A 16,035-nucleotide genomic window follows, 5' to 3' on the forward strand; every position below is an offset into this window, starting at 1 on the left:
ACTCCCAACATGCGCGAGTGATATCAGTTTATACTATTTTTGAGCGTTAATTATTCAGCCTTTAGGCCCATATGTATTGTCGCAGCTTGAACAAGGTGCGTTACCTTCTGTTCCCCAGATAACTGTTTGAATAATAATTCAGCTGCACTTTTTCCTGCTTGAAAATAACCTGGGTCAATGCTGAATGTATTCTCAAAAATAAACGGTAACATATCTGATGCGCCTATTCCGGAAACAATCACGTCATAACGCTGAAGTTCTTGTAATCGTTTTGCAACACCAATCGCTAAGGTATCACTAGCGCATACAATGGCTTGGGTTTCAGCAGTTAACACTGAATCAGTCAAATCATAAGCACTATGATGGCTCAGCTCACCGGTCTCATAACGACTAGCTAACTGATGCGCTTGGCAATAATCCAAGTAAGCATTAAGTCGCATTAAACCTGTTGTTTTATCTTCAGGGTTCACTCCAAGATAGCTAATGTGTTGCTTTCCTAATTGCTGAAGGTGAATCATCGCTTGCTGGATCATGCCATCATTATCGTAACCAACCGATGAAATAACATCACTATTAACAGCAATGACAATCGCTTTCTGACCTAATAACTCTAATGCTGTTAAATCATAATCACTAAAGCCAAATAGAATAATCCCGTCAACATGGCGCTTCTGAAGAACAAGTAAGTGCTCATCTGTTTTACTTGCACTGAATTGCCCTTCCATGATTAAAGCGTCGTAACCATTCGCATAAATAATGTCTAATAACCCACTTACTACCTGATTTTCAGAGACAGATGATAATCGAGAGACAATGATCCCAATCACCTTGCTAGTGCCTCCTCCCATCATTTGTGCGGATTTAGAAGGAATAAACCCAGACTCTTGAATAACACGCTGTACTTTTTCACGTGTACTTACTTTTACTTTAGGATCGTTTGTTAAAACACGTGATACCGTTGATTTTCCAACACCCGCTAGTTTAGCAATATCCATGATAGTTAACTTTTTAACCATGACTGCTATTTCCCTTAATACAAAAAAGCCCTCTATATTTTACAATATAGAGGGCTTTTTAAAACAAATATTGTATTGACTAAATCAATTAGTTAAATGGATTAACTTGAATAATTGTTTCGTTACGATCTGGACCAGTAGAAATAAGATCCATTGGCACGCCAGTAATTTCTTCTAAGCGCTTGATGTAAGCTTTAGCATTCGCTGGTAATGCATCATAAGTTGTTACACCAAATGAAACTTCAGACCAACCTGGCATTGTTTCATAAATAGGTACTGCTTGCTCATAACCGTCTGCCGACATAGGCGGTACATCAACTACTTTACCGCTAGGCATAGTGTAACCAGTACAAATTTTAACTTCTTCTAAGCCATCTAGAACATCTAGTTTAGTTAAACAAAAACCAGTAATACTATTTAATTGCACAGCACGTTTAATAGCAACGGCGTCAAACCATCCTGTACGACGTAAACGCCCTGTCGTTGCACCAAACTCATGGCCAATTGTACCCATGTGGTGACCAGCAGGATCTAACTTGTCAATCCCATCGTAAAGCTCTGTAGGGAAAGGGCCAGAACCAACACGAGTGGTATAAGCCTTAACAATACCTAACACATAATCAAGATGTGTTGGGCCAAAACCACTACCAGTAGCAACACCACCTGCAGTCGTGTTTGAAGAAGTTACGTACGGGTAAGTACCATGGTCAATATCAAGTAATGTACCTTGAGCACCTTCAAATAAGATATTCTCACCACGTAAGCGAGCTTTATCTAGCTCGTCTGTCACATCAATAACCATACTAATTAATAGCGGTGCTATTTCAGTCATTTGTGCTAATACATCTTCATAGCTCACTGCTTCTACTTTGTAGTAGTTAACTAATTGGAAGTTATGATATTCAACAACTTCTTTTAATTTAACAGCGAATTTTTCCATGTCGAATAAGTCATCGACGCGTAAACCACGACGAGCAACTTTATCTTCATAAGCAGGACCGATACCACGACCAGTTGTACCAATTGCTTTATTGCCGCGCGCTTTTTCACGTGCTACATCTAATGCTACATGGTAAGGAAGGATTAAAGGACAGCCTTCACTGATTGAAAGACGTTCTTTAGCAGGAATGCCTCTTTCGATAAGCATGTTCATTTCTTTGAACAATGCATCTGGTGCTAATACCACACCATTACCGATGACACATTTTACGTTTTCACGCAAAATGCCTGATGGAATCAGATGAAGTACTGTTTTCTCTCCATCGATTACTAGTGTATGACCCGCATTGTGCCCACCTTGATAGCGAACAACCCATTGCGCTTTGTCTGTAAGTAGATCTACTACTTTACCTTTACCTTCATCACCCCATTGAGTGCCAAGAATTACTACATTTTTTCCCATCAGAATCACATATCTCTAGCGAATTGAACGGGGATTTTAGCAAAGTTTAAACAGTTGAATCAATATCTTTGTTAGTTAATCCGCATTTATATATTTAAAAACAAAAAAAGGCCGATAAATCGGCCTTTTTACAATGAGTTACTACTATCTCAATAAGTTTATTAAATCAAATACCTTAATAAATGAATCACATCAAAATTTATTTTTGAGAGCCCATGTATTTAAAGAAATCTGAATCAGGGCTTAACACCATCACGTCTTGTTTGTCTGCAAAGCTTTTCTGGTAAGCTTGCATACTACGCATAAAGGCATAAAACTCAGGATCTTGAGAGAAAGCTTCAGAGTAAATCTTTGATGAATGAGCATCACCTCGACCGCGTATCTCCGCAGACTCTTTATTCGCTTGAGCCAACATAATTGATACTTTACGGTCGATGTTTGCGCGGATCACTTCAGACTTCTCTTGACCTTCTGAACGATGCTCTCTTGCAACAGCTTGACGCTCAGCACGCATACGTTTGTAAATACTGTTACTTACACCATCAGGTAAGTTAATTTTCTTGATGCGAACATCAACAACTTTAATACCTAACTCAGATGAACGCGCCATACGTTTCAGTGCTGTTTCCATCACTTCACCACGTTTACCAGATACAATATCTTTAATCGTATGTGAACCAATCTCGTTACGTAGACCATTATTAATTTTACGTTTTAGTAACGCTTCAGCTTGTAATTTATTACCTCCTGTTGCTAGGTAATAAACAGCCAAATCGTCTATTTGCCACTTCACATAAGAATCGATAATTAAATCTTTCTTCTCTGAAGTTACAAAACGGTCAGGTTGGTCATCAAGTGTTTGAATACGCGTATCCATCACACGAACAGCATCAATAAACGGGACTTTAAAATGTAAACCAGGGCCATATACAACCGGTTTATCTTCACTATCACGCTTCACTTTACTAAATTGTAAAACAATACCGTTTTGACCTTCAGTCACAACAAATGCACTGCTTACAAAAACCAAAAATAGAATGGCTGGCAGTATTAAGAATTTTTTCATGATTAGTCTCTCCCAGTAGTTCGAGTGCCACGCGTAGCACGTTCGCTACTTGTTGCGCGTTCATCGAGATCTGCTTGTTCATCGGCACGAGAACGAGTTTCAATTTCGGTTTCAACCGGTAAACGAGATGAGCCGTTGTCAGGATTACTCATTAACTTATCAAGAGGTAAGAAAGTTAAATTGCCGCCAGCTTGGTTATCAATTAAGACTTTAGAGCTATTACTAAGTACTCTTTCCATCGTTTCAATGTATAAACGCTGACGAGTAACATCAGGGTTAGCTTGATATTCTGGTAATAATTGATTGAATTTTGCTACCGCACCTTGCGCTTGTAATATAATACCTTCTTCATATGAACGAGCTTGTTGTTCGATACGTTTCACTTGACCACGTGCAATCGGTTCTTTCTCACGCTCATAAGCTTCGGCTTCACGGACAAAACGCTCTTCATCTTCTTGTGCTGCAATTGCATCATCAAAGGCATCTTTAACTTGTTCAGGTGGACGCGTTTGTTGTAAGTTAACATCAACAATTTGGATACCTAGATCATAAGGAGCGATGATTTTATCCAACATTTCCCATGTTTCTTGACGAACCACTTCACGACCCGTTGTTAATGCATCATCCATGGTTGAATGACCAATAACGAAACGTAAAGAGCTATCTAACGCTTGTAATAAACTATTATCAGCATTAGTCACACTAAACAGATACTTTTCAGGTGCAACAATTCGGTACTGAATTTCCATTGAAACTTGTACGATGTTTTCATCTTCAGTTAACATGAAACCTGTTGTAGGCATGGTACGGAAAGCCTCAACGTTAATCGGAATAATTTGATCAACAAATTTTGGATTCCAATGTAAACCAGGATCAACTTGAGAGTGGTAAGCACCAAAACGTAACACGACACCTCGATCAGATTCCTTAACCGTATACCAACCGCTTGCAAACCAAACAATAGCGATAATGCTTAAGATAGCAATAGCGATAAATTTTCCGCCATTACCACTGCCACTAGGACCTTGTGTTGATTTATTACCAAACAAACCGCCTAAAACACCAGATATCTTTTGAAAAACAACATCTAGGTCGGGAGGACCTTGTTCATTTTTTTTGCCGTTTTTGTTCCACGGGTCCTGATCTTTTTTATCATCTTTTCCCGGTTCATTCCAAGCCATGTTAGCTCCTGATTTACTCATAAATTGAATTAATAAAATCTGTTTAACTATGAATCATTTAAAAGAATTTACCAAACACTCAAACTGTTACTGCAATGTAACAATGTTCACGCTAATAATAAAGAGTTTATGACATATTAGGTCCACTCTTCCTTATCTAATTCTGCAACAGTTTGGTAATTGCTATCCACTACAAACTCTTCGATATAACTACCTTCCTGTTTGATCAAACGTTGCCAGTCGGTATTATTAAGACGGATATTAATAACACTATTTCCATTTTCTGCATATTCTTCATTTTCAATACACTCTAATTGATAAAATAGAGCGCGTAATTTCCCCTGTGCAGGCGGTATAGATAACTGTAAAGAACGAATTTTTCCAGATAACAACATTGATAATGCATCGAATAACAGATCAACGCCAATATCTTTTTGAGCTGATAACCAAACTCGAATAGGTTGACCTGTTTCGTCGTAATCAATTCTTGGTTCGGCTTGCTCTAATGCATCGATTTTATTCATCACCATTAAGTACGGTACTTCACCGGCATCAATTTCATTTAAAACATGTTCAACGGCATCAATATTCGCTAAATAGTTTTCATCTGAGCAATCCACAACATGTAATAGTAATGTCGCTTCACGAGTTTCTTGCAAAGTGGCTTTAAAAGCAGCAACTAAATCATGCGGTAAGTGACGAATAAACCCTACCGTATCCGCTAAAATACAAGTCCCTACATCATCAACAGAGATCTTTCTCAATGTCGGGTCTAAGGTAGCAAAAAGTTGGTCAGCGGCATACACTTTTGCAGCGGTAATTTGATTAAATAATGTAGATTTACCAGCATTGGTATAACCCACTAATGAAACCGTTGGCACTTCATTGCGTAAGCGAGAACGACGTCCCTGCTCGCGTTGTTTAGATACTTTTTCTAAACGTGACTTGATAGTGGTAATACGCGCGCTTAATAAACGTCTATCACTTTCCAGCTGAGTTTCACCTGGACCGCGCATTCCGACACCGCCTTTTTGTTTATCAAGGTGCGACCAACCTCGAATCAGGCGACTCGACATATAATGTAACTGTGCAAGCTCAACCTGTAACTTACCTTCATAGGTTCTTGCTCGTTGTGCAAAAATATCAAGAATAAGTGCCGTTCTATCGAGCACTAAACATTCGCAAATCTTTTCCATATTACGTAATTGTGCTGGTGTTAAAGCATGATTGAAGATAACAATATCAGCTTCCATTGTGCGTACAGTATCAGCTATTTCTTGTGCTTTACCTGTACCAACAAAAAAACGTGCATGGGGTGACTTACGTGGGCCAGTTATGGTTGCAACTGAATTAACTCCGGCAGAACTGACGAGCAGTTTTAACTCATCAAGATCTTCTTTATTATTTTCATCTGAAAAAGAAACATGGACTAAAACAGCCTGTTCACCGGCTTCGTAACGTTCAAACAATTAACTCTCCAATAGATTAAGTAAGAATTATAAATAGATCTTCATCCTACCACAGCTATAAAATGATTAGATAAAAAAATGGCCTGCCTGCAGGCAAGCCATTATCATAAATGTTACCAAAATTGATAAATTATTCTTCGTGCGCAATGGTAGGAACGGCGCGAGAAGGAACGACAGTTGAAATTGCATGCTTATAAACCATTTGACTCACTGTGTTCTTTAATAGAATAACAAATTGATCAAAAGACTCTATTTGACCTTGTAATTTAATGCCGTTGACTAAATAAATAGCGACCGGAATACGCTCTTTACGCAGAGTGTTCAAGAATGGGTCTTGAAGAGATTGTCCTTTTGCCATGTATAGTCCTTATTATTCTTTTTATTATCACTGAACTGCAGTATAACGAAGGGATCAAAAAAAACCGACTGAAAACCTAAAATTTTGATCCGTACCTCTTTCTATCTCTTTGTTATTTCAATAACTAACGTTTTAATCATGCTTTTCTTATTTGAATCTAAGTTTTAATAAAACCGACTTTATTTTTTCAAAGTTATTCTCATCAGCACTTTCTAACCAAGTAATATCTTGCTTCCAACCTCGCAACCAAGTCATTTGTCTTTTAGCGAGTTGTCGCGTCGCCACTACACCACGAAAACGCATCTCTTCATAATCCAGTTTACCTTCAATATACTCCCACATTTGACGATAACCAACGCAGCGCATTGAAGGTAAATCTAAATGCAAATCTCCACGCTGATATAAACTTTGTACTTCTTGTTCAAAGCCCGCTGCGAGCATTAAATCAAAACGCTTTTCAATTCGCTGATGTAGTACTGACTTGTCTAGAGGTGCAATTGCAAACTGTTTAATATTAAAGGGGATAGGATCACTTTTAATGGCCGTCAGCTCAGTCATACTCTTGCCACTAATACGATAAACTTCAATAGCCCTCGCTAAACGCTGTGGGTCATTAACGTGGATCCTTTCAGCTGATACCGGGTCGATGGTACGCAATTCATCATGTAATGCTTGCCAGCTTGTTTCTTTGACTTGCTGCTCTATACCCGCTCGAATTTCAATATCTGCACTAGGCAAAGGAGATAATCCTTCAACTAAGGCTTTATAATAAAGCATGGTTCCACCGACTAATAAAGGCGTATTACCACGCGCGACAATCTCTCCCATCAAACGTAACGCGTCATCACGAAAATTACCGGCGGAATAACTGTCTTTAGGGTCAATGATATCAACTAATAGGTGCGGTGCGAGCGCCTGCTCCTGGGCACTTGGTTTTGCTGTCCCAATATCCATCCCTTTGTAAATTAGTGCAGAATCTACACTGATAATTTCACATTGGCATTGTTGTGCAAGCTTAATAGCTAAATCAGTTTTGCCAGATGCGGTTGGCCCCATTAAAAAAATAGCGAGCGGAAAAGGAGAAATGCTTGTATCGGACATGCTACTGAATACCTTGTAATAACAACGACAAATCGGGTTGTTTGAAACAGCGTTGTAAATGTGTTGCGGATAATGGCATTAACGACGTTAGCAATGTTTCTATTTGCGTTAATGAAGGAGTGATTGCCATTTCATTGGCGACTAATAATGCCCCTAATTGTTGGCAAATTAATTCAACTTGTTGTTGATCATTGTCATCTATCGCTGCTGCATGGCTTTGTTTTAATAAATCAAATAAAGCAGGCAGAATAACCGCAATAGGTGAATGCCTGAAAGGCGCTGGCACCTGACTAACAATCAAAAATTGAGATTGAAATTTATAACTAAAACCAAGTCGATTTAATAAGGTTTCAGCTTGTTGTGCCACTTGTTGCATTGTTTCATCTAATTTAAATCGCACTGGCAATAATAAAGGTTGAGAGATAACTTCACCATTTTGCCAAGCAGTCACTAAATGCTCGCTAACTACGATCTCATTGGCCTGCTTTAATGACATTAATAGCAAACCATTGTTAGATAAGGCCATCAACTCGGGTTGTAACGGTTGTAACAATAAATAATCTGCACCGATCGAGGACACTACATTGGCGACTTTTACATCTACGTTTTTATTCAACGACGAGTTATGCGTTGCAGGAGAAACGATATTTTGTTGGTAAGCTTCAGCAACAAAATCACAGTAGGCCTCTACTTGTTGGTGATCGAGTCCAGGCCTCTGCACTGCAGGTGAGTAATGAGGATTGGCAGATCCAGTTGATGCCCCTTGGTTGCCCTGCCCAACACGGTTATTCGTACCCGTATCTAAATAATGAGGGTTATTTTGATTGTGATAATTGTTATGACTATTACCGCTATTACTTACACTAGCAGCGTTACTGGTTGCACCTGTGGGTTGAGTATCACTGATACTAGTAGGTGCTTGATAGTCATGTCCGGCAGCTGATGTAGTTAAGTCATTCTGATGGCTTAATAACGAGCTATCATTTAGTGTGCTATTCAGCGTACTACTAATAAAATCATGCACCCAACGCGCTTGATGGAACCTGACCTCATGCTTAGCAGGATGGACATTAACGTCGACCTCTTTTGCATCACATTCAATATAAATAATGTACCCAGGAAACATACCCGGCGGTAAGAAGTGAGCATAAACTTGTTTGATTGCATGGTTAACTAATTTGTCGCGGATCATACGCCCATTAATATAACAATATTGCACGTCGGCTAAAGCTCTTGGCGATAAACGATCCGATACCCAACCTGAAATTTTTAATGCTTGATCTGCATGTTCAAAAAAAACAGCATGTTGAATAAATTGTTCACTACAAACAGCTGCAATACGTTTTTCTTGCTGACTTTGTTGTGGAGCGGCACGATATTGTCGTACCATTTTATTGTTGTGTTTCAAACTAATTGCAATATCAAAACGACTAAGCGCAATACGTTTTATTAATTCATCAATATGTTGAAATTCTGTCTTTTCAGTTTTTAAGAAGCGGCGACGAGCAGGAGTGTTAAAAAACAGATCTAATACTTCGACAGTAGTACCTTGAGGATGAGCCGCAGGCTGCACATTTACTTGCATATCTCGACCTTCCGCAATGGCTTGCCAAGCTTGATCTTGATCCGCGGGTTTTGAAGTAAACGTTAAACGAGCCACTGAACTGACACTGGCTAACGCCTCTCCTCTAAAACCTAAACTAACAATCGCTTCTAGGTCGTCAAGGTGGCTTATTTTACTGGTTGCATGTCGACTCAAAGCAAGAGTAAGTTGGTCTTTACTAACCCCATTACCATTATCTTTAATACGAATACATTTAGCACCGCCTTGCTCAATCTCGATTTCAATCCGCGTTGCTCCGGCATCTAAACTATTTTCGACTAACTCTTTAACCACTGAAGCTGGTCGCTCGACCACTTCTCCAGCTGCTATTTGGTTAGCTAAACGTGCCGGTAATATTTGAATAGACATGCTTTTACACTCGCAGTACTAGCTGATAGGGATAGTAAGCACTTGCCCAACGGCCAGTGAATTAGAACGTAGATTATTGGTTGATTTAATGGCAGTCGTCGTAGTGCCATAGCGTTGAGCAATAACCGATAAAGATTCTCCACTTCGCACTTTGTGCTCTGTTTGTTGTACTTTTTGTGTCGGAATTTTTAATACTTGACCAACAAATAAGGTACTTGAGCGTAACTTATTATGCAGTTTCAGTTGCTCTGACGTTGTTCCATATTGATAAGCGATGACAGACAGCGATTCACCACTTTTCACCTTATGCGATTCAGGTACAGATGGAGCGACATAATTCGCACCTGGAATTTTTAACACCTGCCCGACTAATAAACGTGAAGAACTTAAATTGTTATAGACTTCAAATTGCTTTGAAGTACGATCATATTTTTCAGCAATCACAGACAATGATTCACCACTACTGACCTTATGCTGAGTAGGCACTACAACTTTTTTAACAGCAGCCGTCGTCATCGTTCCGGGTACCTTAATTTTTTGTCCCACACGTAAACTACTAGATCTTAATTGATTATAATCTTTTAATGCTTTTGTGCTCATATCATATTGACTTGCAATCACCGATAGCGAGTCACCACTTTTAACACGGTAAATAAGATCCGGTCGTTGAGTAATTTGTTGTTGATTACCTGGAATTTTTATTTTTTGACCAATCAATAAAGACGTACTTTTAAGGTTGTTATATTGTATTAGTTGCGCCGTTGTGGATGCATATTTTTGTGCGATTGCAGATAAAGACTCACCACGTTGCACTTTATGCGTTTGCGCTTTTACAACTTTATTTTTTTGTTGTGACTGTTTTCGTTCAGCGACAGCTAATACAGGTTTCTGTTGTTTAGAAAGTTTTAGCTGCTGGCCAACAAACAAGGTGGTCGTTTTTAAGTCGTTATAATCTTTAATTTCAGCAATACTTTTATTGTACTGGCTAGCAATCACAGACAACGACTCACCACGCTGTACTTTATGTATCTCGGGAGTATTAACAATAGGTGCTTGTACACTAGGTGTTGCAGTCGCTGCGACTTCAATATAGACACCGGGTATCTTAATTTTTTGTCCAACTTGTAAAGATGAACGTTGTAACTTGTTATAAGACATTAACTGAGCAATGCTTTTATCATATTGACTAGCAATCACAGACAAAGACTCTCCCCGTTTAACTTGATGAAGTTGCTCTTTTTGTAGCACTCGTTGAGTCATAGGTTTAGGCGCATTCACTGCGGTGGTTGATGCAACACTAAGTTGAACATCTCCGGGAATGTTAATCTTTTGCCCAATAGCTAAGGTTGTCGAACGCAATTGATTGTATTCAGCTAGTGTTTTTGTGCTTTGTTGGTATTTGGCTGCAATCACAGATAATGACTCACCACGTTTTACAACATGAGTTTGTGCTTTTCTTCTGACCGGCGCTGCATTCTGTTGACTCGTTGGTTCATTTGCAGCAACTTGATAATTAGGTGGAATACTTAACACTTGGCCAATTCGTAATGAATTAGATTTTAAATGATTAAACGATTTAAGTTCATTACTCGTTACGCTATAGCGTCTTGCTAAAACAGATAAAGACTCTCCGCTTCTTACGGTATGTTTAATCGCGCGTTTTTTCTGAGCGAATAGACTGCCTTGAGGTGGTTTATCATTAAAATGCTTATAAATACCTTTATAAACAGCACTCGCAATTTTATTTTGAAACTCAGCTTGGTTTAATAAACGTTCTTCAGTGCGGTTAGTAATAAAACCGGCTTCTACTAAAATAGAAGGAATGTCTGGCGATTTAAGCACGGCTAAACTTGCATGCACTGGTTTTTTCTTATGCATTTGAGTGACTTTAGAAAGCTCCGTCGTCACTAAGTCACCAATCGTATAACCGACGCCCATGGTATTACCCATCGACATATCCAATAACATTTTATTCAAAAATGGCACACTATCGGAGTCTTGAATAATATCACCAGCACCACCTAACAATTCAGAATGTGCTTCGTGTTTTTCCATCCAACGACCTAACTCAGTGGTTGCTCTGCGGTTTGATAATACCCATACGGATGCCCCTCTAGGTTGGCTTGAAGTAAAACCATCGGCATGAATAGAAACTAGGAAGTCGGCTTTTCCTTTGCGTGCAATTTCAGACCTTTTATTCAAATTAACAAAATAATCACCGGTCCTAATTAAAAAAGACTGCATCCCTTTTTGTGCATCAATTTTGGTTTTTAAACGTTTAGCAATTTGTAGAGTGACTTTCTTTTCGTAGGTATACTTACCCAATGCACCAGGGTCATCACCACCATGTCCTGCATCAACAGCAATAATAATATCGCGACCATTTGGCACTGCAGCAATACTTTTGGGTACCTTAGTAACAAGAGTGGGCAGGTCGATGACTAAACGATGGCCATAGGGTTTTGCTGGTCGTAAACTAAAAATTTTCGCTTTACTGGCTTTTTTTAAATCAACAACTAGACGGAATGTACCACTTTCACCACTCGCACTTTCACGAATATTCTTGATCAAAACACCTTTATTGCTAATCTTTTTTAAGTTCGCTTTGTTATTAGTAGTTTTTAAGTCCACCACTAGACGGTCTGGGTGCGTCAGATAATGAGTTTCATAGTCGGGTTTTTGAGCAAGATCTAATACAATACGCGTATTATCAGGAGATGGCCAAGTTCGTACCCCTTTGAGCTCATTTTTTTGAGCAGCGAAGGCATTAAAACTAATGCTTTGTAATATAAATACAAAGCACAAAAAACATAACACTGATGTTAACCGTGTTAATCTGATTGAAGACGAGAAAGTCTTAACTGAACCGGGCTTTTTTTCCTGCACTATCATAAATTTTTCAATACTCTTAATCCAATTTCAGTATTCGCTTGTAAAGTGACTTCACGTTGGTCATCAATATAGGTCAATGTTAAATCTAAATCTGGAGGCGGCAAAAAACCAATGCCACGTTCAGGCCATTCAACTAGACAATGACTTGAATCACCAAAGTAATCTCGAATCCCCATAAACTCTAACTCTTCAGGGTCCGATAAACGGTACAAGTCAAAATGATAAATTTGCCAATCTGCCAATTCATAAGGCTCAACTAAAGTATAGGTAGGGCTTTTAACATTACCTTGATGACCTAGGCCTTGAATAAAACCACGCGTTAATGTTGTTTTGCCAGCGCCTAAATCTCCATGTAAATAAATACAGGTAGCGAGTTCACAGGCTTTACTTAAACGCTTACCAAACAAAACCGTTTGCTCTGCATCCTGTAGTTTTTCTTTTAATAAAGTAGACATTTCTTTTTACTGACTTCCAATATAGTTGATAGTTCTCATTATTAACGATCTCTCTAAAAAGAGTCACTTAATAAATAAATGGCATAAAGCTACCGTTTCCAATAGTACCAGAAAGCATATCCCGCATACCACCTCTAGCCACCACAAGCTAAAAAACATTATTATCATAGACTATTTAAGTTCACTTGGTGCTAAACAAAGCTAACCAACATGTCTATTTTTAACTACATTTTCTTCACCGCATCCGCCTTAACTGCATATTCTTTAACGATATTGCTAAGACTTTTAACAATAATCAGAATAAGGCATTTAAACTCGATAACAGGACAGGACCCATACATAAAAACTGATAGACACAATTAAGCGCCACATCATTAATATTAATGCAATCTTGCTTATTCAGATAAAGACATTATAAAACAAGACTATAAAATAATAATTAGACGATTTCAAAGTAACCTAAGTGCGCTATCAAAATACTTACCAGAATGTGTTAAACTCACCTTTATACAAAGATTTTAGCCCATCCTTTTCACCTTTTGATTAAAGCTAACCATGAAAAATACTCAACCAAGCGCTTCTTCATCGCAGCCACTCTCAAATGCTATTTCATCGACTCCTTCAGATGACGTTTCCGCGACTAAAAACCCCAAACTTTCTGAAACAGAACTTAGGGCGCTTACTAAAAAAATTAAATCATGGGGGAAGGATTTGGGTTTTCAAAAAGTAGGCATTAGTGATATTGACTTAAAAGATCAAGAAGCTAATTTACAAACTTGGTTAGATAACCAATACCACGGCGAAATGGATTACATGGCCAAACATGGCATGATGCGTGCCCGTCCCGATCAATTATTGCCAGGTACTTTACGCGTTATTTCAGTACGCATGGATTACTTGCCAGAAGAAGCCCAATTTGCCTCAAACTTAGAGAATAAAGATCTCGCTTATATCAGCCGTTACGCTCTAGGCAGAGATTACCATAAGGTGCTACGTAAAAAATTAAAACAACTCGGCGATAAAATACAAAGTGAATTTAGCGGCTTAGGCTTTCGCCCTTTTGTTGATAGCGCACCGATATTAGAAAGGCCATTGGCAGAAAAAGCGGGGCTAGGCTGGACAGGTAAGCACTCACTATTACTTGATAAAGATGCAGGTTCATGGTTTTTTATTGGCGAGCTATTAATTGATTTACCTTTACCTACGGACCAAGCACAAACAGCAGAATGCGGGCAATGTGTCGCCTGCATGACAATCTGCCCGACTCAAGCAATTGTAGCCCCTTACGTCGTTGATGGCAGACGTTGTATCTCTTATCTAACCATTGAATTATATGGTGTAATCCCAGTAGAGTTTCGTAAAGCGATCGGGAATCGTATTTACGGCTGTGATGACTGTCAGTTGATTTGTCCTTGGAATCGCTTTGCAGAAACAACCCAAGAATCGGATTATCAAGCAAAAGACTTTTTACAAAACCAATCACTAATAACCTTATTTAATTGGTCCGAGACTACTTTCTTAAAAAATACGGAAGGGTCGCCAATTCGAAGAATTGGGCACCAGCGCTGGTTAAGAAATATCGCAGTTGCTTTAGGTAATGCGCCAAGCAGTATCGAGACTATTACCGCTTTACAAAATAAACTTGAATTAAGTGATGATGAGATAGTTAATGAACATATTCAATGGGCATTAACCGAGCAACAGCAAAACATGCCAATCAATATTGACCGTTTAAATAAACGTTTAATTAATGCGGTAAAAAAAGGGTTACCAAGAGACGCTTAGTATTAAAGTAACGCACTTATTTTTAATGGTAGACAGCAAATAAAATAACAATAAAAAACCGTTTAAATGGTTTTCTATTGTTAGCTAACTAAAAAAGTATTTTAATCTTCTTTTTTAGTTAAAGAGTGGTGTAGCAAGGCAATAGCGATAGATAACATACCCGCTAATAAAGTTGCTAATACAACAATTAATGCTCGCTTAGGTTTAGCTCGAGCAAGTGGCGCTTCCACACTTTCCAGGTAACGATAAGGTGCAAAGTCATCTTCATCAACATTATCTAATGAATGCAACTCTATTAAAGTCCTTTTCATTTTAGCAATATTAGGATTTAACATATTTAGATCTTTTAGTGACTTAAGTACTTCTAGTTTTGCTTTTAATGCTTTCGCTCCTAAATTAACTTCAAATAAACTATTTTCACTTGATATGCTAGCTGTATAATTAGTTAAATCCGATGTTGAAGCAATTTGATAAGCGTATTCAACCTTTTTAGACAAAAGATCAAGGTCTTGTTTTGCATTCCACTCTGCCATATTTACACTAACTTCCAATTCATTGATCGATGAACCAATAAATAAAGATAACTTAGCCAACTGACTAACTTTTACTTTATTACCAACAAAGTTGATGTATTGATTTAATAATTCAGCAGAGCTGTCTTGTCCATCAGTACGAAAAGATAAAGTGGCTTCTTGAGTTTTGTTGTCTAGAGAGGCACTGATACCATCTCGCCAAACTTTTAACGTTCCTTTATATGCTTGATTAATTAATCTATTTTCAAGTGTTTTGGCATTAGTTGGAATTTGAATTTCATTTTTTTTTAAGAATGTTAAAAATACTTCGTTAGTTTCTAAAAATTGTTTTTTATTAATTGATGAGTTGAATTCATTAATAAAATTAAGAAATAAAGTTTCAGGAATAAATAAATCTTCTAAAGGAGAAATATAACTCGTTTTATCATTCTTATCGTTCTTATCATTTCCTTCACTGGCAAATTTTATCAGTGTTTTTACTTTTTCAGCGTGAGCATACAAAACGCCAACATTATTTAATTGAGGTTCAATAATTTTACCCTGAGCAACCCACCACTGCTGTGCAGTTAAAGCGTAGATAACAGAACCAACTATCGCTACTGTACACATTAATACAGTTACCCATTTATAAGCCCAAATTACTTTAACTAATTCAAGTAAATCAATCTCATCATTTTGAGGCACTTGTTGATAAACTGGTACATTAATTTTCCCTTCATTAAAGGTGGCATTATTGTTTTGAGACTTCATAACTACTCTCTTTATAAAAATTAAATAAAATATAATTAAAAATTAACGATTAATT

At 38.0% G+C, this 16,035-nt stretch carries 11 protein-coding genes and 2 pseudogenes; 1 reads left to right on the forward strand and 12 read right to left on the reverse strand.

The genetic code is table 11. The features are described from left to right. Positions 1-50 precede the first annotated feature (50 nt). From treR to tsaE, 11 genes and pseudogenes are all read right to left on the reverse strand, one after another. Positions 51-1,016, reverse strand: coding sequence for a trehalose operon repressor TreR (gene treR, locus MT390_RS09350; protein WP_499440799.1), 966 nt, complete (start codon positions 1,014-1,016; stop codon positions 51-53). Between the two features lie 88 nt (positions 1,017-1,104). Then, positions 1,105-2,418, reverse strand: a complete 1,314-nt coding sequence (locus tag MT390_RS09355) for an adenylosuccinate synthase (RefSeq protein ID WP_499440800.1) — start codon at positions 2,416-2,418, stop codon at positions 1,105-1,107. A 199-nt stretch (positions 2,419-2,617) separates the two neighbouring features. Next, complete coding sequence (hflC, locus tag MT390_RS09360) at positions 2,618-3,484, reverse strand: protease modulator HflC (protein WP_166372351.1); 867 nt, start codon at positions 3,482-3,484, stop codon at positions 2,618-2,620. 2 nt (positions 3,485-3,486) lie between these two features. Further along, positions 3,487-4,665 (reverse strand): FtsH protease activity modulator HflK, encoded by a 1,179-nt coding sequence (hflK, locus tag MT390_RS09365; protein WP_166372350.1) that lies wholly within the window; start codon positions 4,663-4,665, stop codon positions 3,487-3,489. 137 nt (positions 4,666-4,802) lie between these two features. Next, entirely contained in the window at positions 4,803-6,134 is a 1,332-nt protein-coding gene (gene hflX, locus MT390_RS09370) for a ribosome rescue GTPase HflX (protein WP_499440802.1), read from the reverse strand. A 130-nt stretch (positions 6,135-6,264) separates the two neighbouring features. Further along, positions 6,265-6,492, reverse strand: a complete 228-nt coding sequence (hfq, locus tag MT390_RS09375; protein ID WP_025565420.1) for an RNA chaperone Hfq — start codon at positions 6,490-6,492, stop codon at positions 6,265-6,267. Positions 6,493-6,639: 147 nt separating this feature from the next. Then, positions 6,640-7,593 carry a tRNA (adenosine(37)-N6)-dimethylallyltransferase MiaA gene (miaA, locus tag MT390_RS09380; protein WP_499440804.1) on the reverse strand — a complete coding sequence of 318 codons (954 nt, stop codon included), beginning with the start codon at positions 7,591-7,593 and terminating at the stop codon, positions 6,640-6,642. Between the two features lies 1 nt (position 7,594). Then, complete coding sequence (mutL, locus tag MT390_RS09385) at positions 7,595-9,565, reverse strand: DNA mismatch repair endonuclease MutL (RefSeq protein ID WP_499440806.1); 1,971 nt, start codon at positions 9,563-9,565, stop codon at positions 7,595-7,597. 27 nt (positions 9,566-9,592) lie between these two features. After that, positions 9,593-9,727: pseudogene (locus tag MT390_RS09390) on the reverse strand (LysM peptidoglycan-binding domain-containing protein); the annotation flags it as partial. Between the two features lie 1,563 nt (positions 9,728-11,290). After that, positions 11,291-12,457, reverse strand: a pseudogene (locus MT390_RS09395) (N-acetylmuramoyl-L-alanine amidase); the annotation flags it as partial. After that, complete coding sequence (tsaE, locus tag MT390_RS09400; protein ID WP_499440808.1) at positions 12,454-12,912, reverse strand: tRNA (adenosine(37)-N6)-threonylcarbamoyltransferase complex ATPase subunit type 1 TsaE; 459 nt, start codon at positions 12,910-12,912, stop codon at positions 12,454-12,456. The pseudogene MT390_RS09395 and the gene tsaE, both read right to left, overlap by 4 nt. Before the next feature lie 555 nt (positions 12,913-13,467). Between tsaE and queG the strand changes: the two genes are divergently transcribed. Next, complete coding sequence (gene queG, locus MT390_RS09405) at positions 13,468-14,697, forward strand: tRNA epoxyqueuosine(34) reductase QueG (protein WP_166372344.1); 1,230 nt, start codon at positions 13,468-13,470, stop codon at positions 14,695-14,697. Between the two features lie 101 nt (positions 14,698-14,798). Here queG and MT390_RS09410 read toward each other — a convergent pair whose 3' ends face one another. Next, positions 14,799-15,980, reverse strand: coding sequence for a Wzz/FepE/Etk N-terminal domain-containing protein (locus MT390_RS09410; RefSeq protein ID WP_499440810.1), 1,182 nt, complete (start codon positions 15,978-15,980; stop codon positions 14,799-14,801). Between the last annotated feature and the right edge of the window lie 55 nt (positions 15,981-16,035).

Source organism: Vibrio sp. 2-Bac 85, from assembly GCF_037546705.1.
In the GTDB taxonomy this organism is placed as follows: domain Bacteria; phylum Pseudomonadota; class Gammaproteobacteria; order Enterobacterales; family Psychromonadaceae; genus Psychromonas.